The organism is Ewingella americana (genome assembly GCF_006438725.1).
In the GTDB taxonomy this organism is placed as follows: Bacteria; Pseudomonadota; Gammaproteobacteria; order Enterobacterales; family Enterobacteriaceae; genus Ewingella; species Ewingella americana_A.
Genome location: NZ_RCZD01000002.1, coordinates 169,416 through 186,654 on the forward strand (window position 1 = coordinate 169,416; position 17,239 = coordinate 186,654).

The 17,239-nt window shown below is 51.7% G+C and carries 14 protein-coding genes and 6 tRNA genes; 18 read left to right on the top strand and 2 right to left on the bottom strand.

Annotated elements, in window-relative coordinates; translation table 11 throughout:
• The first annotated feature begins 211 nt into the window (after positions 1 to 211).
• The 6 genes from EAH77_RS03900 to EAH77_RS03925 all read left to right on the top strand — a co-directional run bounded on the left by EAH77_RS03900 (position 212) and on the right by EAH77_RS03925 (position 895).
• A tRNA-Met gene (locus tag EAH77_RS03900) sits at positions 212 to 288 on the top strand.
• Positions 289 to 296: 8 nt separating this feature from the next.
• Positions 297 to 381: transfer RNA gene (locus tag EAH77_RS03905), tRNA-Leu, on the top strand.
• Between the two features lie 24 nt (positions 382 to 405).
• Positions 406 to 480, top strand: a tRNA-Gln gene (locus EAH77_RS03910).
• Between the two features lie 65 nt (positions 481 to 545).
• A tRNA-Gln gene (locus EAH77_RS03915) sits at positions 546 to 620 on the top strand.
• Positions 621 to 703: 83 nt separating this feature from the next.
• Positions 704 to 780, top strand: a tRNA-Met gene (locus tag EAH77_RS03920).
• A 40-nt stretch (positions 781 to 820) separates the two neighbouring features.
• Positions 821 to 895: transfer RNA gene (locus tag EAH77_RS03925), tRNA-Gln, on the top strand.
• Positions 896 to 1,197: 302 nt separating this feature from the next.
• Here EAH77_RS03925 and ubiF read toward each other — a convergent pair.
• Positions 1,198 to 2,382, bottom strand: a complete 1,185-nt coding sequence (gene ubiF, locus EAH77_RS03930) for a 3-demethoxyubiquinol 3-hydroxylase (protein WP_140470507.1) — start codon at positions 2,380 to 2,382, stop codon at positions 1,198 to 1,200.
• A 206-nt stretch (positions 2,383 to 2,588) separates the two neighbouring features.
• Between ubiF and miaB the strand changes: the two genes are divergently transcribed.
• The 9 genes from miaB to EAH77_RS03975 all read left to right on the top strand — a co-directional run bounded on the left by miaB (position 2,589) and on the right by EAH77_RS03975 (position 12,054).
• Complete coding sequence (gene miaB / locus EAH77_RS03935; RefSeq protein WP_140470508.1) at positions 2,589 to 4,013, top strand: tRNA (N6-isopentenyl adenosine(37)-C2)-methylthiotransferase MiaB; 1,425 nt, start codon at positions 2,589 to 2,591, stop codon at positions 4,011 to 4,013.
• Between the two features lie 273 nt (positions 4,014 to 4,286).
• The gene (locus EAH77_RS03940; protein WP_194150475.1) at positions 4,287 to 5,363 is read left to right on the top strand and encodes a PhoH family protein; all 1,077 of its coding nucleotides are present in this window, start codon (positions 4,287 to 4,289) and stop codon (positions 5,361 to 5,363) included.
• The gene (gene ybeY / locus EAH77_RS03945; protein ID WP_140470510.1) at positions 5,360 to 5,851 is read left to right on the top strand and encodes an rRNA maturation RNase YbeY; all 492 of its coding nucleotides are present in this window, start codon (positions 5,360 to 5,362) and stop codon (positions 5,849 to 5,851) included. The genes EAH77_RS03940 and ybeY overlap by 4 nt, the downstream gene beginning before the upstream one ends.
• Before the next feature lie 85 nt (positions 5,852 to 5,936).
• The gene (corC, locus tag EAH77_RS03950) at positions 5,937 to 6,815 is read left to right on the top strand and encodes a CNNM family magnesium/cobalt transport protein CorC (protein ID WP_140470511.1); all 879 of its coding nucleotides are present in this window, start codon (positions 5,937 to 5,939) and stop codon (positions 6,813 to 6,815) included.
• 7 nt (positions 6,816 to 6,822) lie between these two features.
• Entirely contained in the window at positions 6,823 to 8,358 is a 1,536-nt protein-coding gene (lnt, locus tag EAH77_RS03955; RefSeq protein WP_140470512.1) for an apolipoprotein N-acyltransferase, read from the top strand.
• Between the two features lie 459 nt (positions 8,359 to 8,817).
• A complete protein-coding gene (locus EAH77_RS03960; RefSeq protein WP_140470513.1) occupies positions 8,818 to 9,714 on the top strand; it encodes a glutamate/aspartate ABC transporter substrate-binding protein in 897 nt (298 codons plus the stop codon).
• Positions 9,715 to 9,911: 197 nt separating this feature from the next.
• On the top strand, positions 9,912 to 10,652 hold the full coding sequence (locus tag EAH77_RS03965; RefSeq protein WP_140470514.1) for an amino acid ABC transporter permease: 741 nt from the start codon (positions 9,912 to 9,914) through the stop codon (positions 10,650 to 10,652).
• 2 nt (positions 10,653 to 10,654) lie between these two features.
• Positions 10,655 to 11,332, top strand: a complete 678-nt coding sequence (gene gltK, locus EAH77_RS03970) for a glutamate/aspartate ABC transporter permease GltK (RefSeq protein ID WP_140470515.1) — start codon at positions 10,655 to 10,657, stop codon at positions 11,330 to 11,332.
• A complete protein-coding gene (locus tag EAH77_RS03975; protein ID WP_140470516.1) occupies positions 11,329 to 12,054 on the top strand; it encodes an amino acid ABC transporter ATP-binding protein in 726 nt (241 codons plus the stop codon). Before gltK ends, EAH77_RS03975 begins: the two co-directional genes overlap by 4 nt.
• Before the next feature lie 68 nt (positions 12,055 to 12,122).
• Here EAH77_RS03975 and EAH77_RS03980 read toward each other — a convergent pair whose 3' ends face one another.
• The gene (locus EAH77_RS03980) at positions 12,123 to 12,629 is read right to left on the bottom strand and encodes a zinc ribbon-containing protein (protein ID WP_140470517.1); all 507 of its coding nucleotides are present in this window, start codon (positions 12,627 to 12,629) and stop codon (positions 12,123 to 12,125) included.
• A gap of 292 nt (positions 12,630 to 12,921) precedes the next feature.
• Between EAH77_RS03980 and leuS the strand changes: the two genes are divergently transcribed.
• The 3 genes from leuS to holA are packed head-to-tail and all read left to right on the top strand — an operon-like array spanning position 12,922 to position 17,203.
• Positions 12,922 to 15,504: a leucine--tRNA ligase gene (gene leuS, locus EAH77_RS03985; RefSeq protein WP_140470518.1), complete on the top strand. Its 2,583-nt coding sequence runs from the start codon at positions 12,922 to 12,924 to the stop codon at positions 15,502 to 15,504.
• A gap of 14 nt (positions 15,505 to 15,518) precedes the next feature.
• The gene (gene lptE, locus EAH77_RS03990) at positions 15,519 to 16,166 is read left to right on the top strand and encodes an LPS assembly lipoprotein LptE (RefSeq protein ID WP_140470519.1); all 648 of its coding nucleotides are present in this window, start codon (positions 15,519 to 15,521) and stop codon (positions 16,164 to 16,166) included.
• A complete protein-coding gene (gene holA, locus EAH77_RS03995) occupies positions 16,163 to 17,203 on the top strand; it encodes a DNA polymerase III subunit delta (protein WP_140470520.1) in 1,041 nt (346 codons plus the stop codon). The genes lptE and holA overlap by 4 nt, the downstream gene beginning before the upstream one ends.
• Positions 17,204 to 17,239: the final 36 nt, after the last annotated feature.

The window sequence follows — 17,239 nt, forward strand, 5'->3', positions numbered from 1 at the left end:
TTCAAACCATTAACGGGCCTTTTCAGGCCCGTTTTTTCGTGTCTAAAGCCAATAAAAATAATGTGTTTTGCTGAATTAATCACCACACTGGTTATAACCCAGACAAATGACAGCTTTCAGGGCTTTTTCGTCAAAAAAGAGGTTGACGCAAAACGGTCAACTCCGCATAATGCGCCCCGCAACGCCGATGAAGGTAGCGCGAAAAAAAGATGGCTACGTAGCTCAGTTGGTTAGAGCACATCACTCATAATGATGGGGTCACAGGTTCGAATCCCGTCGTAGCCACCATCTTTTTTGCGGGAGTGGCGAAATTGGTAGACGCACTAGATTTAGGTTCTAGCGCCGCAAGGTGTGCGAGTTCAAGTCTCGCCTCCCGCACCATTTCCATGCATCGGTAAGCACAGTTGGGGTATCGCCAAGCGGTAAGGCACTGGTTTTTGATACCAGCATTCCCAGGTTCGAATCCTGGTACCCCAGCCATTTTCTTTCTTGTCATACGATTAGTATGTCGCGAAAGAAAACCCAATTTGAAGTAGTTGTACTGTTGGGGTATCGCCAAGCGGTAAGGCACTGGTTTTTGATACCAGCATACCCTGGTTCGAATCCAGGTACCCCAGCCATACTTCTTATTGATAAGCACTTGAAAATTATTATTAAAATAGTTAACTTGTGCTTGAAGTTTTGCAGTAAGTCAGTAGAATTTGGCTACGTAGCTCAGCTGGTTAGAGCACATCACTCATAATGATGGGGTCACAGGTTCAAATCCCGTCGTAGCCACCATTTTATTGTCTGATGAGTGTTTAGATTGACCTTGTACTTTTGGGGTGTCGCCAAGCGGTAAGGCTCTGGTTTCTGATACCAGCATACCCAGGTTCGAATCCTGGCACCCCAGCCACCTTAGAAAGGCCCGCAATTGTATTGCGGGCCTTTTGCTTTTGAATGTCTCCCCTTCATACTTCGAGTCGTCTAGAGGCGCCTACTTTTGGTGCAGATGCGTTGGCTGCATTCAGTCACCCGACAAATCTGCTGTAAGTAGATTTGAACGCTGCTAGCAGCGGCCCCGAAGGGGTTAGGCCCATTAATGGGCCTAATAATCACTTACCTGAACAAGCTCATCGGGATTCCCTCCTTTGCCGCCTTCCTGTAACTCGAATTATTTTGGGGACGGGTGAGAGGATTTATTTCCTTCCGTCTAATTCAAATCCCTAATGCATACTTCAATGCTTTAGTTTTCAATACTCCCGCTCTTTGCGCAGTCATCAGCGCCAGATTTCTGAGCACTTTGACCGGCGCTAAATCATTGCTAAACGCAGCATAGAACAGATCCATGCCACTTTGCATCAGCAGGTTATCCAGACGTCGCTGGCGCTGATAGCGTAGTAGCACACGCTCATCACTCCAGACTTCCTCGCGGCCACGGGCTTTCGCCAGCACATCCAGCAGCGCTTCAACGTCACGGTACCCGAGATTCACGCCCTGCCCCGCCAACGGATTGATGGTATGCGCCGCATCCCCAACCAGCACCAGCCCCGGTAAGACATAACGCTGAGCGTGGCGGCGTACCAGTGGGAAGGCTCCAGCCGACAGCGCCGTCACCTCGCCAAGACGTGTGGGGAAAGCCTTCATCACTTCGACGGTCAACTGCGGCATATTCAGAGATTGCAGGTAACGGATGCGCTGCGGGCTGTCGTACCACACCAGCGATGCATTATGGCCGGACAGTGGCAGGTACGCACGCGGCCCCGACGGGAAAAACTGCTGCCAGGTGGTGTCCTGATCGGGCGACGTGGTTGCTACGTTGATCAGCATACAGTTCTGCCGGTACTGCCAGCCATCCACACCAATCCCCGCCAACTGGCGTACCAGTGAATTAGCACCGTCAGCCGCTATCACCAACTGCGTGTTGATGACTTCCCCGGTGGTTAATTGCAATGACCAGCTTTTATCTTCATGTGAAAGCAGATGGCGCAATTTCGACGGGCAGAAACGGGTGAGGTTGGGAAAGCCAGCAAACTGTTGCCACAGCGCCAACTGTAAAACACGATTTTCCACCATAAAACCGAGCTCAGGCAGACCCAGCGATGTTGCATCAAAAATCACCTTGGAACCGTCATTCTCCCAGGTTTCCAACCTCCGGTAGGGCGTAGAACGCATCTGTTCAACGGCAGACCAGGCACCCAGTTTTTGCAGAAAACGCACCGATGCGCAGCCGATGGCCGAGATACGCAAATCAACCGGCGCTGAAGCATCGAAACCGGCAGGGTTTTCATTTTCAATCAGGGCAACGCTAAAACCAAGCTGTGCCAGACCCAGCGCCGCCGCCGCGCCCACCATGCCGCCGCCAACCACGACCGCATCAAAGGATTTATCAGAGTTGTTCATTTTCATCCGGCTTGATAAGGGAATTCACGGGGCAAAGTGTACCGGATTTTTGCGCAAGCATCAGGACCTAAGCTGCTACTGGTCACCACCTTTGTGAGGGTTTACACTATGCTGCCTTAATGTCGCCTCCGCTCTGCCCCTGATGTTTCCCTGCAGAACGGACTCAAATTTCACGTTTCTGACCTGCATTGAGTAATGACAAGCCGATGATTAAAAAACTGCACATTAAAACCTGGGGCTGCCAGATGAATGAGTATGACTCATCCAAAATGGCCGATCTGCTCGAAAGTACGCATGGTTACCAGCTGACTGACATCGCTGAAGAAGCCGATATCCTGTTGCTGAACACCTGTTCTATTCGGGAAAAGGCTCAGGAAAAAGTGTTCAGCCTGCTCGGACATTGGAAGCTATTTAAGAAGAAAAACCCGAATATTATTATCGGTGTGGGTGGCTGTGTCGCCTCTCAGGAAGGCGAAATGCTGCGCCAGCGTGCGCCGTGCGTAGACGTGGTCTTTGGTCCGCAAACCCTGCACCGCCTGCCAGAAATGATCAACCACGTACGCGGGACCAAAAGCCCTATCGTCGACATCAGCTTTCCAGAAATTGAGAAATTTGACAATCTGCCAGAACCGCGCGCCGATGGCCCGACCGCATTTGTATCCATCATGGAAGGCTGCAACAAATATTGCAGTTTCTGCGTCGTGCCTTATACACGCGGGGAAGAAGTTAGCCGCCCGAGCGATGACGTCCTATTTGAAATCGCCCAGCTTGCCGCTCAGGGTGTTCGCGAAGTCAACCTGCTGGGCCAGAACGTTAACGCCTACCGGGGCGCAACCTATGATGGCGGCATTTGCAGTTTTGCCGACCTGTTACGTCTGGTTGCAGCGATTGACGGCATTGACCGTATCCGCTTTACCACCAGCCACCCGGTTGAGTTCACCGATGACATCATCGAGGTCTATAAAGATACGCCAGAGCTTGTGAGCTTCCTACATCTGCCGATTCAGAGTGGTTCCGACCGCATCCTGACGATGATGAAACGGCCACATACAGTGTTGGAATACAAGTCGATTATCCGAAAACTACGTGCGGTACGCCCCGATATTCACATGAGTTCGGACTTCATCATTGGTTTCCCTGGCGAGACCAACGAAGATTTTGAAAAAACCATGAAGCTTATCGCTGAGGTCAATTATGACGTCAGCTTCAGCTTCATCTACTCTCCCCGCCCTGGCACCCCGGCCGCCGACATGGCAGACGATGTCAGTCTGGAGGAAAAGAAGCTGCGTTTACAGATTTTGCAGGACCGAATCACGCAACAAGTGGTGCGATTTAGCCGCGCAACGCTCGGCACCGTACAGCGTATTCTGGTAGAAGGCACTTCCCGTAAAAGCGTTATGGAGCTGACGGGGCGTACCGAGTGCAACCGCGTGGTCAATTTCGAAGGTACACCCGCTATGATTGGCACCTTCGTGGATGTCGAAATTGTCGATGTCTACACCAACTCCCTGCGCGGCGTGCTGGTGCGTACCGAAGAACAAATGGCGATGCGCCTGCATGAGTCGCCGGAGTCAGTTATCGCACGCACCCGTAAAGAAAATGATATTGGCGTAGGGATGTATCAACCCTGACGTCTGCGTTTCACATGGGTTTGTCATCAACAGGGCGCTTCGGCGTCCTGTTTCTTTTTACTGTTTTGTCTCAGAAAGTCGTCAATGGGGCCTTTAACACGGTTTAATTTTTCGAGACAGGCCGCATATTGTGATTAAGGTGTTCCCCGTCCAGCGGCTAAGAAGGCATATTTTGCCAACGGCATGTATTATTAACCAAGGTAAGGTGAACTTCGCACCTCTGCTTTACCATGAGGTGAAGCAAAAAATGTCAGACACATCAACAGGTCCAGCGTGGCCCACAGGAATAGTTTGAACGTTGTAACACAAGAGATTTTGCTGGAGCCCGAAGACAATCAGCGTTTGCTGAGCCTGTGCGGGCCGTTTGATGACAATATCAAACAACTGGAGCGTCGGTTGGGCGTCGAAATCAACCGTCGTGATAACGCTTTTAAACTGGTAGGAAAAACTCTGCCTGTGAATGCTGCCGTCAACATTCTGCGCGATTTATATGTCGACACCGCGCCGCTACGTGGCGAAATTCAGGACATCGACCCAGAAAAGATTCATCTGGCCATCAAAGAGAGCCGCGTACTGGAGCAAACCGCCGAAAGCGTGCCTGACTATGGTAAGTCGGTGATCATAAAAACCAAGCGCGGCATGGTGAAACCACGCACGCCGAATCAGGCGCAGTATGTTGCCAATATTTTTGACCATGATATTACCTTTGGTATCGGCCCGGCCGGTACGGGTAAAACCTATCTGGCGGTGGCTGCGGCAGTCGATGCGCTGGAACGCCAGGAGGTTCGCCGCATTCTGCTGACCCGTCCTGCCGTGGAAGCCGGTGAGAAACTGGGCTTCCTGCCAGGTGATCTCAGCCAGAAAGTCGATCCTTATCTGCGACCGCTGTATGATGCCCTGTTCGAAATGTTAGGTTTCGAGAAAGTTGAGAAGCTGATTGAACGCAACGTCATTGAAGTTGCGCCGCTGGCCTACATGCGTGGCCGCACGCTCAACGACGCATTTATTATTTTGGATGAAAGTCAGAATACCTCGATTGAACAGATGAAAATGTTCCTGACCCGCATTGGTTTTAACTCCAAAGCGGTGATCACCGGCGACGTAACGCAAATCGACTTGCCGCGCCATCAGAAATCCGGCCTGCGCCATGCCATCGAAGTACTCTCTTCCGTTGAAGAGCTCAGCTTTAACTTCTTCCACAGCGAAGACGTGGTTCGCCACCCAGTGGTCGCTCGTATCGTTGTTGCTTATGAAGCCTGGGAAGAAGAAGACCAGAAACGCCGCGACGCCATTACAGAGCAGCGCCGCCATGAATCCCATCAGCCGTCGTCCCAACAGGTTAGTCAATGAGTCAGGTTATTCTCGATTTACAAATTGCATGTGAAAGCAGCCACGGCTTACCGGCTGAAAGTGATTTTCAGAAATGGCTGGATGTTGTCCTGCCTCAATTCCAGGAAGAGTCAGAAGTCACCATCCGTATTGTTGATGATGCCGAAAGCCACGAACTGAATATGACTTATCGTGGTAAAGACAAATCCACCAACGTGTTATCCTTCCCGTTCGAGGCGCCTCCAGGTATGGAGTTGCCGCTGCTGGGTGATCTGGTCATCTGCCGTCAGGTGGTTGAAAAAGAGGCCGAAGAGCAACAGAAAGCGCTGCTGGCGCATTGGGCGCATATGGTTGTTCACGGCAGTCTGCATCTGCTAGGGTATGACCACATCGTCGATGAAGAAGCCGAAGAGATGGAGTCTATCGAAATCGAAATTATGCAAAGTCTGGGCTACCCTGACCCGTATATTTTCATTGAAGATGTCGAGAAAGACGACATTCGAGATTAGCCATAACGCCTCATCTGCCGTGCGGCAGGTGACCCGTTTTGCTGATCATTTTTTCCCTTACTATGAGTAAACTTAACCAAACGCCATGAGCGATGACCATTCACAAAATAGTGACAGCCCCAGTCCCAAGAAGGGCTTCTTTTCCCTTATTCTTAGCCAGTTGTTTCACGGTGAACCCAAAAACCGTGGCGATCTGGTTGAGCTGATCCGTGATTCCGAACAGAACGACCTGATCGATCCCGATACCCGTGACATGCTGGAAGGCGTGATGGATATCGCCGAGCAGCGTGTTCGCGATATCATGATCCCACGTTCGCAAATGATCACGCTCAAACGTAATCAGCCGCTGGAAGAGTGCCTCGATGTGATCATCGAATCCGCACACTCACGCTTCCCGGTGATCAGCGAAGATAAGGACCATATTGAAGGCATCCTGATGGCCAAGGATCTGCTGCCGTTTATGCGCACAGCGTCCGAGCCTTTCAGCATTGATAAAGTGCTGAGAACTGCCGTGGTGGTACCCGAAAGCAAACGCGTTGACCGCATGCTCAAGGAGTTCCGCTCACAGCGTTACCACATGGCTATTGTCGTCGATGAGTTCGGCGGGGTTTCCGGCCTGGTCACCATCGAAGATATTCTTGAACTGATCGTCGGTGAAATCGATGACGAATATGATGAAGCGGAAGATCTTGATATCCGCCAACTCAGCCGTCATACCTACACTGTCCGTGCTTTGGCACCGATCGAAGACTTCAATAACGTCTTCCAGACCCATTACAGTGACGATGAAGTTGACACAATTGGCGGACTGGTCATGCAGTCGTTCGGCCATTTACCCGCTCGCGGCGAAACCATTGAAATCGACGGTTACCTGTTCAAAGTTGCGATGGCGGACAGCCGACGTATTATTCAGGTTCACGTAAAAATACCGGACGAAGCGCCGCAACCGATACTGGAAGAATAATTACTCCATGGCAATTGCCTCTTTATATCAACGCCAGCGGGTTCGCGCCCTGCTGGCGCTCTTATTCGGTGCCTGTGGCACACTCTCCTTCTCACCTTACGATTACTGGCCAGCCGCACTGGTCTCACTGTTCGGCTTACTGGCGCTAACGCTTGACCGCCGCCCCGGCCAGTCCGCATGGATTGGCTTTTGCTGGGGCCTCGGGTTGTTTGGCAGCGGCGTAAACTGGGTCTATGTCAGTATCGCCACCTTTGGCGGTATGCCGGAAGCCATCAACCTGTTTTTAGTGGTGCTGCTGGCCTGTTACCTCTCGCTCTACACCATGGTATTTGCCGGTTTGCTGAGCCGCCTGTGGCCAAAAACCACCTGGTGGAAACTGGCGCTGGCCGCCCCTGCGCTGTGGCAATTCACCGAGTTCTTACGTGGTTGGGTGCTGACCGGTTTCCCATGGTTGCAATTTGGCTATAGCCAGATAGATGGCCCGCTGAAAGGGTTGGCGCCGATCGCGGGCGTCGACAGCATTACCCTGATATTGACGTCAATCAGCGGCTTGCTGGTGTATGCCGTGCATCAGCGCCGCAAAGTGCCGGCAGTGATTGCGTTGGCGATGCTGCTGTTACCCTGGTCACTACGTTATGTGCACTGGTATCAGCCGCAGGAAGATAAAAAGGTGGATGTGGCACTGGTGCAGGGCAACATCGAGCAGTCGCTGAAGTGGGACCCGAAATCACTGGTCAGCGCGCTGCAAACCTATATGGATCTCAGCCGACCTTATCTTGGTAAGGCGAAAATGATTATCTGGCCAGAATCAGCTATTTCAGATATCGAATCTGAACAGCAACAGTTTCTAACCATGATGGATGATCTCTACAGGTCGAAAGGCTCGCAGTTAGTGACCGGGATTATTGACGCACGTCGCACCAGTGAATATATGCATGTTTACAACAGCGCCATTGTGCTGGGTGGCGAAAAGCAATACCGCTACCCGGACAGCAACCGCTTTGATAAATATCATCTGGTGCCGTTCGGCGAATTTGTTCCGCTGGAATCCATCCTGCGCCCGCTGGCTCCCTTCTTTGATTTACCGATGTCAGGGCTCAGCCGTGGTGATTATATTCAGAAGCCGCTGCGGGTCAGTGACCTGAATCTGACCACCGCTATCTGCTATGAGATCGTCTTTGGCGAGCAGGTACGGGACAACTTGCGCCCGGACACTGACTTCTTGCTGACGATTTCCAATGACGCTTGGTTCGGGCACTCCATCGGGCCGTGGCAACATTTCCAGATGGCACGGATGCGGGCTTTAGAACTGGGCCGTCCGCTTTTACGCAGCACGAATAATGGTGTGACGGCAGCCGTTGATGCTAATGGTGATGTGATAGCCCAGATCCCACAATTCACCCGTCAGGTTCTGAACGTGGAAGTCACCCCGACCAAGGGGATCACGCCTTATGCCCGCTTTGGCTGGTGGCCGACCTGGATTATCACTGTGATAATGGCAGGTTTGGCGCTTCTCCTTAGCCGACGCAGAAACCTGCAATAATCCTGATTAATATCCTGTTACGGGCGCTTAATGGCGCCCGTTCTTTTTTGATGCAACATCCCACACCACAGCCGGCATCAACAGCGCCCAAGCCCCTGTCCCCTCAGCATCGTCGCGATTTCCCTCTTACATTACTCAGTTTAAGTGCACTGAAAAATCAGTGAGTGGCACGCATATTGCTACATCTAATTGAAAGTTATCTGTTTACTTATTTTTGCTGACAATGCGCATCATCCTGGAACACATTGATTAAAAAACACTCCCCTTTGTGGTGCATATGGGTTTTATTGCTTTGCTTTGGTGCGCGTGCCGTCTCAAAAAAGAAACATTATGGTTTCATTATCTTCACATTCAGTTATTTTCGATGCAGGTAAATGTAAGTGACTGAATACTTCACGGCCTATAAGAGCTTCCTGATCCATCCGTTTGGATCCTTAATGACAGCAAAGGAGTTGGACCATGCAAATGCGCAAATTGGCGTTATCGGTACTGCTGGCAAGTCTGGCAGCAAGTAGCGTAGCCCATGCAGAAGACCTGACCGGTACCCTGAAAAAAATTAAAGATAACGGCGTGATCGTCGTTGGTCACCGTGAATCTTCTGTGCCATTTTCTTACTACAACAACGAACAAAAAGTGGTGGGTTACTCTCAGGACTACTCCAACGCCATCGTTGATGCGGTGAAGAAAAAACTGAATATGCCTAACCTGCAAGTGAAGATGATGCCAATCACTTCACAAAACCGCATTCCTTTACTGCAAAACGGTACCTTCGATTTCGAGTGTGGCTCCACCACGAACAATCTGGAACGCCAGCAACAAGCGGCTTTCTCTGACACCATCTTCGTGATCGGTACCCGCCTGTTAGTAAAAAAAGGCTCAGACATCAAAGATTTCTCTGACCTGAAAGGCAAAACCGTCGTGGTGACCTCAGGGACAACCTCTGAAGTACTGCTCAACAAGCTCAACGAAGAGAAGAAACTGGATCTGCGCATCATCAGCGCCAAAGACCACGGTGACTCGTTCCGTACTCTGGAAACGGGCCGTGCAGTAGCCTTTATGATGGATGACGCCCTGCTGGCCGGCGAACGTGCCAAAGCCAAGAAACCAGACGGCTGGGAAATTGTCGGTACGCCACAGTCAAAAGAAGCTTACGGCTGCATGATGCGTAAAGACGATGCTGAATTCAAAAAACTGGTTGATGACACCATTGTGAAAGCGCAGACCTCAGGCGAAGCAACCAAGTGGTTTGATACCTGGTTCAAAAAACCGATTCCACCGAAAGATCTGAACATGAACTTTGCATTGTCAGACGACATGAAAGCCCTGTTCAAAGCGCCAAACGATAAAGCACTGTAAGAAATACCCGTCAGACAGGTATACAAGAAGTATCTAAGTACAAGGCTGGCCCACCAGCCTGTGATGATGGTCCGAAAGGGCAGAAAGACCGGATGCGGGGTGGTCGTTCCCCACCTCGCATTTTTCCTCAGCTCACCCGCGTGTTGGTTACGTCATCACTCAGAGGGGTAATTTATTACCCGCGTCATGGAGTTTTTATGTCAATAGATTGGAACTGGGGCATTTTTCTGCAACAAGCCCCCTTCGGTAATACCACCTATCTGGGCTGGATTTGGAATGGATTCCAGGTCACTGTCGCGTTATCGATTTGTGCCTGGATCATCGCTTTCTTCGTCGGCTCACTGTTCGGGATCCTGCGTACCGTTCCCAACCGTTTTCTTTCCGGCATCGGTACCTGTTACGTCGAACTGTTCCGTAACGTGCCGCTGATTGTGCAATTTTTTATCTGGTATCTGGTGGTACCTGAATTGCTGCCAGAAAATATCGGCATGTGGTTCAAGTCAGAACTTGCACCGAATGTGCAGTTCTTCTCCTCATCCGTTATCTGTCTTGGCCTGTTCACCGCTGCCCGCGTGTGCGAGCAAGTGCGCGCAGCCATCCAGTCACTGCCGAGCGGGCAACGCAATGCCGGTCTTGCCATGGGCCTGACCCTGCCGCAAACCTACCGTTATGTACTGCTGCCGAATGCTTACCGTGTGATCGTGCCGCCAATGACCTCTGAAATGGTCAACCTGGTGAAAAACTCGGCGATTGCCTCGACCATTGGTCTGGTCGACATGGCCGCGCAAGCCGGGAAATTGCTGGATTATTCTGCTCATGCGTATGAATCATTTACTGCCATTACCGTCGCCTACGTCATCATCAATGCGGTGATCATGCTGCTGATGCATTTTGTAGAACGTAAAGTCCGCCTGCCGGGCAACATGGGAGGTAAATAATCATGCATGATTTTGACTGGAGTTCGATTGGCCCTGGCCTGCCCTATTTATGGCAGGGGATGCTGATCACACTGCAAATTACCGGCATCGCTATTGTATTCGGTATTCTGTGGGGGACGCTGCTGGCGGTGATGCGCTTATCAACGTTCAAACCGGTGAGCTGGTTCGCTGCGGCGTATGTGAATTTGTTTCGCGCTGTTCCGCTGGTCATGGTGCTGCTGTGGTTTTATCTGATTGTGCCAAGCTTCCTGCAAAAGGTGCTGGGCCTGTCACCGAAAACCGACATCCGTCTGATTTCCGCCATGGTGGCCTTTGCGCTGTTTGAAGCCGCTTATTATTCCGAAATTATTCGTGCAGGGATCATTAGCATTGCGCGGGGTCAATCCTCCGCCGCGCTGGCGCTGGGTATGACGCAGTGGCAGTCGATGCAGTTGGTGATTTTGCCACAGGCGTTCCGCGCCATGGTGCCGCTGCTGCTGACTCAGGCCATTGTGTTATTCCAGGATACCTCGCTGGTGTTCGTCCTCGGCCTGGCAGACTTCTTCCGCAGCGCCTCCAACATTGGTGACCGTGACGGCACGCTGGTTGAGATGGTGCTATTTGCAGGACTTATCTACTTTGTTATCAGCCTTTCCGCTTCCTTGCTGGTGCGCTATTTGAAGAAAAGGACCGTTTCATGATTTCACTGAAAAATGTTTCTAAGTGGTATGGGCACTTCCAGGTGCTGACCGATTGCAGCACCGAAGTTAAAAAAGGTGAAGTTGTGGTGGTTTGCGGCCCTTCGGGGTCGGGTAAGTCAACGCTGATTAAAACCGTAAACGGTCTCGAGCCTATTCAAAAAGGTGAAATTCTGGTTAACGGTACGCCGGTCAACAACAAGAAAACCAATCTGGCACAACTGCGGGCGAAAGTCGGCATGGTGTTCCAGCATTTCGAACTGTTCCCCCACCTGTCTATTATTGAAAATCTGACATTGGCTCAGGTGAAAGTGCTCAAGCGTGACAAAGCCGCTGCTAAAGACAAAGGGCTGAAATTGCTCGAACGTGTCGGGTTATCAGCGCATGCCAATAAATTCCCCGGCCAGCTGTCAGGCGGCCAGCAGCAACGTGTCGCGATTGCCCGCGCACTGTGCATGGACCCGATTGCAATGCTGTTTGATGAACCAACATCCGCGCTTGACCCTGAAATGATCAACGAAGTTCTGGACGTCATGGTTGAGTTGGCTAACGAAGGCATGACTATGATGGTGGTCACCCACGAAATGGGCTTCGCTCGTAAAGTGGCCAACCGGGTGATTTTCATGGATGAAGGTAAAATTGTGGAAGACCGTAATAAAGACGACTTCTTCAATAACCCTGAGTCCGATCGCGCCCGCGACTTCCTGGCGAAGATCCTGCACTGATCTGCCTGTGTGGCAGTGATTGTTTTGAATGATTAAAGCCGCCATTTTAATGGCGGCTTTAATTTTAATCAGGGTTCGAAGGCTTTGCGGGTAAAGTCTGTATGCCCGCACTCTGGGCATTTCGAGAGGATTTCTGGCGTATAGACGGCAAGAGTAAAATGGCACTTCTCGCAAACTAAATTCCCAAGCCCCACCACTTCTCCGCTGTGGTAAATCCCGTGGTGGTTAACGTCCTTGAGCACCTCTTTCCACTCCAACTGGGTTTTGTCGGTCATGTCAGCCAGCTCTTTCCACAGGCTCTCCTTAATGATGCGCATAAAAACGCTTTCATCCTGGGTATCTTCTGCCGGTAGCGCAGAAGCCTGATGGTTGGCCGTATAGTGGCGGGCAAACTCGTGGAGATCGCGCCGCACCGAATGCGTTAACTGTTCAATTTGCAGGTCGGTCAGCTTTCCTTCCCTCTCCAGCGTAGCGCGGGCATCCTGAACCAGGGTATCGATATCGCGTTCACCATTTTGCAAACGCTCAGTTAATGATGTCACTAACTGACGATAATACTGCGCAACATTGTTCATAAATCCCCCTCAAAAAACAAGATTTAACCGACTTAACGCTTTATTTAACCGACGGAACTCCGCCGTACTTCTCAACCTATTTTAGTCGTAAATCACTGATCCAGTACGGCCATTATCCCGAGGCGCCTCGCATTTTAAGAATATTCACGCCCCCGGAAGCAGAAAACCCGGCTCGCGGCGCGCTTGGTGTTGTTGCCTCAGGCGCTTATCAGCTATGCTATGCGGATCTTTTGATTAAAACTATTTGAGCTACAGGCGTAGCTGTTTTTCACTCACAGGACCACCGGCCGCCATGCAAGAGCAATACCGCCCAGAAGACATAGAGACACAGGTTCAGCTTCACTGGCAACAGAAGCAGACTTTCAAAGTTACCGAGCAACCTGGAAAAGAGAAGTATTACTGCCTCTCCATGCTGCCCTATCCGTCAGGCCGCCTGCACATGGGCCACGTGCGTAACTACACCATTGGCGATGTGATCTCCCGCTACCAGCGCATGCTCGGCAAAAACGTTCTTCAGCCAATCGGCTGGGACGCATTTGGTTTGCCGGCAGAAGGCGCCGCAGTGAAAAACAACACGGCTCCTGCGCCGTGGACTTACGAAAACATCGAATACATGAAGAACCAGCTGAAATTGCTGGGCTTCGGCTACGACTGGGATCGCGAACTGGCGACCTGTCAGCCTGATTACTATCGCTGGGAACAGTGGTTCTTCACCAAGCTGTACGAAAAAGGCATGGTCTATAAGAAGACCGCTGCTGTGAACTGGTGCCCGCATGACCTTACCGTTCTGGCGAACGAACAGGTTATCGACGGCTGTTGCTGGCGTTGTGACACCAAAGTGGAGCGCAAAGAAATTCCACAGTGGTTCATCAAAATTACCGCTTACGCAGACCAGTTGCTCAACGATCTGGACACGCTGGAGAGCTGGCCTGAGCAGGTCAAAACCATGCAGCGCAACTGGATTGGCCGTTCTGAGGGTGTGGAAATCACCTTCAACGTCGAAAACAGCGAAGAGAAAGTGACTGTGTACACCACACGTCCTGATACCTTCATGGGCGCGACTTACGTTGCCGTGGCTGCCGGACACCCGCTGTCTCTGCAAGCCGCTTCCACACAACCTGCGCTGGCTGATTTCATCGATGAATGCCGCAATACCAAAGTTGCCGAAGCAGAAATGGCAACGATGGAGAAAAAAGGCATGGCTACTGGCCTGTTTGCCATCCACCCGCTGACTGGCAAGCAAGTCCCCATTTGGGTTGCTAACTTTGTTTTGATGGAATACGGCACCGGCGCGGTCATGGCCGTTCCTGCTCACGATCAGCGCGACTGGGAATTTGCCACCAAATATCACCTGCCGATTAACCCGGTGATTTTGAATGCTGACGGCACCGAAGCTGATGTCACCTCAGAAGCCCTGCTGGAAAAAGGTACCCTGTACAACTCCGGTGAATTCGACGGTCTGAACTACGAGCAAGGCTTTAATGCCATCGCCGATAAACTGGTCAGCCTGGGCGTCGGCCAGCGCAAAGTGAATTACCGTCTGCGCGACTGGGGCGTTTCCCGTCAGCGTTACTGGGGCGCACCGATTCCGATGATCACGCTCGAAGATGGTACCGTGATCCCAACGCCAGAAGATCAACTGCCGGTTATTCTGCCGGAAGATGTGGTGATGGACGGTATTACCAGCCCAATCAAAGCCGATCCTGAGTGGGCCAAAACCACCGTGAACGGCATGCCAGGCCTGCGTGAGACGGATACCTTTGACACCTTCATGGAGTCTTCCTGGTACTACGCGCGCTATACCTGTCCGCAATACGACGAAGGTATGCTCGACCCGGCTGCGGCCAACTACTGGCTGCCAGTCGACCAATATGTTGGTGGTATCGAACACGCCATCATGCACCTGATGTATTTCCGCTTCTTCCACAAACTGATGCGCGATGCCGGTCTGGTCAATTCTGACGAACCGGCTAAACGCCTGTTGTGTCAGGGGATGGTGCTGGCTGATGCCTTCTATTACACCGGCAACAGCGGTGAGCGCGTCTGGGTTTCTCCGGTCGATGCCACCGTTGAGCGCGATGAGAAAGGCCGTATCGTCAAGGCCAGCGACCCGCAAGGTCGTGAGTTGGTGTATGCCGGTATGAGTAAGATGTCCAAGTCGAAAAACAACGGCATCGACCCGCAAATCATGGTGGAAAAATACGGCGCAGACACCGTACGTCTGTTCATGATGTTTGCTTCTCCGGCAGAAATGACGCTGGAATGGCAGGAGTCCGGCGTTGAAGGGGCTAACCGCTTCCTGAAACGTGTCTGGAAACTGGCCTTCGAACATTCAGAAAAAGGCGCAACCATTGCATTGGATGTGGCTTCCCTGAGCGAAGCACAGAAAGATCTTCGTCGCGATCTGCACAAAACCATCGCAAAAGTCACCGATGATATTGGCCGTCGTCAAACCTTCAACACTGCCATCGCGGCTGTGATGGAACTGATGAACAAACTGGGCCGCGCGCCGCAGGATAGCGAACAAGACCGTGCCCTGTTGCAGGAAGCCCTGCTGGCGGTAGTTCGTATGCTTTATCCATTCACTCCACATATCTGCTTCAGTTTATGGCAGACTCTGGGTGGCGAAGGCGACGTCGATACCGCACCATGGCCACAAGCTGACGAAAAGGCGATGGTTGAAGATTCCAAGTTGGTCGTCGTTCAGGTCAACGGTAAAGTCCGCGGCAAAATTACAGTCCCGGCGGACTCTACTGAAGAGTATGTGCGCGAACGTGCAGCGCAGGAACACCTGGTCGCTAAATATCTGGATGGAGTTACTGTGCGTAAAGTAATCTATGTTCCAGGCAAACTGCTTAACCTGGTTGTAGGTTGAGTCAAGGAGGAGTTGTGCGACATCGTATTGTGATGCTGTTACTGAGTGCTGCGGTTCTCGTCACGTCAGGCTGTGGGTTCCACCTGCGTGGTGTAACCAATGTGCCTGACGACATGAAAACCATCGTTCTCGACAGTTCCGACCCTTACGGGCCGTTGACACGTAATATCCGTACGCAATTGCGTCTTAACGGTGTGACCATCGTTGATGATGCGAAGCGCAAAGATATTCCGTCACTGCGTATTCTGGGTGAAACCTCAGGACAGGCTACGGCGTCAATCTTCCAGGACGGTAAAACTGCAGAATACCAGATGCAGTTGATTGTTAACGCGCAGGTACTGCTACCAGGCAAAGATCTCTATCCTCTGCAGGTAAAAGTGTTCCGTTCCTTCTTCGACAACCCGCTAACGGCGCTGGCGAAAGATAACGAACAGGACATCATTCGCCAAGAGATGCGTCAGCAAGCCGCCCAACAGTTGATCCGTAAACTGTTGACTGTGCGTGCAGCAGAGAAAGAGAAACTGGAAGCCGAGGCCGTTGATAGCACACCTGTCGTCATTACTACCCAATCTTCAGCCAGTGAAATGGCTGCGGAAAACGGGACAAGCCTGTCAGACAGCAAAACGGTTACCCCTAAACCGGCCAACCCATTCGCTCAATGATTCGTCTTTATCCTGAACAACTTGCCGCGCAGCTCCGTGAAGGGCTGCGCGCCTGTTATCTGTTGTGCGGAAACGATCCGCTGCTGCTCCAGGAAAGTCAGGACAGCATCCGTAAAGCAGCCCAGGCTGCAGCCTTTGAAGAACACTACACCTTCACTCTTGATGCCCACACCGAATGGGATGCGATTTTCAGCATCTGTCAGGCATTAAGCCTGTTCGCCACCCGTCAAACCCTGCTGCTGATCTTGCCTGAAAACGGACCACCAGCCCCCATGGGTGAACAACTGGTTAAACTCACCACGCTCCTGCACGATGACATTTTGCTGATTCTGCGCGGCACTAAACTGACCAAGGCCCACGAGAACAGTGGTTGGTTCAAGGCTCTTAGCGATCGCGGTGTGTTTGTCAGTTGCCAGACGCCCGAACAGGCGCAGCTTCCACGCTGGGTCGCTAAACGCGCCAAAGAGTTATCACTCGAACTCGATGAACCTGCTAATCAGCTCTTGTGCTACTGCTACGAGGGTAATTTGCTGGCACTAGCGCAGTCCCTGGAACGCCTTTCATTGCTCTATCCTGATGGTAAACTGACGCTGCTAAGGGTCGAAGAAGCCGTCAACGACGCAGCGCACTTCACGCCTTACCACTGGCTGGATGCTCTGTTGGCAGGTAAAAGCAAGCGCGCCTGGCATATCCTCCGACAGTTACAGCAAGAGGACAGCGAGCCAGTGATCCTGTTGCGCACTCTGCAACGTGAGTTACTGATGCTGCTAAACCTCAAGCGCAAAATAGACAGCGCCCCACTGCGAACTTTATTTGATCAGTACAAAGTCTGGCAGAACCGCCGCGCGATGGTAACCCAGGCGCTACAACGGCTATCACTGCACCAGTTGCAACAAGCCGTTCATTTACTGACCAACATGGAAATCACGCTGAAACAGGACTACGGTCAATCCATATGGCCTGAGCTTGAGAGCCTTTCCATGTTGTTGTGCGGAAAACCTCTGCCCGAAAGCTTTATTAATACCCGCGACTTTTGAAAGCCCGAAAGGGGTACCAGTAAGCACTGACCCAGG

What these genes read in the sequence shown, in the direction of transcription:
- ubiF (WP_140470507.1), bottom strand. Translation starts at nt 2,382, where the DNA reads ATGAACAACTCTGATAAATCCTTTGATGCGGTCGTGGTTGGCGGCGGC.
- miaB (WP_140470508.1), top strand. Translation starts at nt 2,589, where the DNA reads ATGATTAAAAAACTGCACATTAAAACCTGGGGCTGCCAGATGAATGAG.
- ybeY (WP_140470510.1), top strand. Translation starts at nt 5,360, where the DNA reads ATGAGTCAGGTTATTCTCGATTTACAAATTGCATGTGAAAGCAGCCAC.
- corC (WP_140470511.1), top strand. Translation starts at nt 5,937, where the DNA reads ATGAGCGATGACCATTCACAAAATAGTGACAGCCCCAGTCCCAAGAAG.
- lnt (WP_140470512.1), top strand. Translation starts at nt 6,823, where the DNA reads ATGGCAATTGCCTCTTTATATCAACGCCAGCGGGTTCGCGCCCTGCTG.
- EAH77_RS03960 (WP_140470513.1), top strand. Translation starts at nt 8,818, where the DNA reads ATGCAAATGCGCAAATTGGCGTTATCGGTACTGCTGGCAAGTCTGGCA.
- EAH77_RS03965 (WP_140470514.1), top strand. Translation starts at nt 9,912, where the DNA reads ATGTCAATAGATTGGAACTGGGGCATTTTTCTGCAACAAGCCCCCTTC.
- gltK (WP_140470515.1), top strand. Translation starts at nt 10,655, where the DNA reads ATGCATGATTTTGACTGGAGTTCGATTGGCCCTGGCCTGCCCTATTTA.
- EAH77_RS03975 (WP_140470516.1), top strand. Translation starts at nt 11,329, where the DNA reads ATGATTTCACTGAAAAATGTTTCTAAGTGGTATGGGCACTTCCAGGTG.
- EAH77_RS03980 (WP_140470517.1), bottom strand. Translation starts at nt 12,629, where the DNA reads ATGAACAATGTTGCGCAGTATTATCGTCAGTTAGTGACATCATTAACT.
- leuS (WP_140470518.1), top strand. Translation starts at nt 12,922, where the DNA reads ATGCAAGAGCAATACCGCCCAGAAGACATAGAGACACAGGTTCAGCTT.
- holA (WP_140470520.1), top strand. Translation starts at nt 16,163, where the DNA reads ATGATTCGTCTTTATCCTGAACAACTTGCCGCGCAGCTCCGTGAAGGG.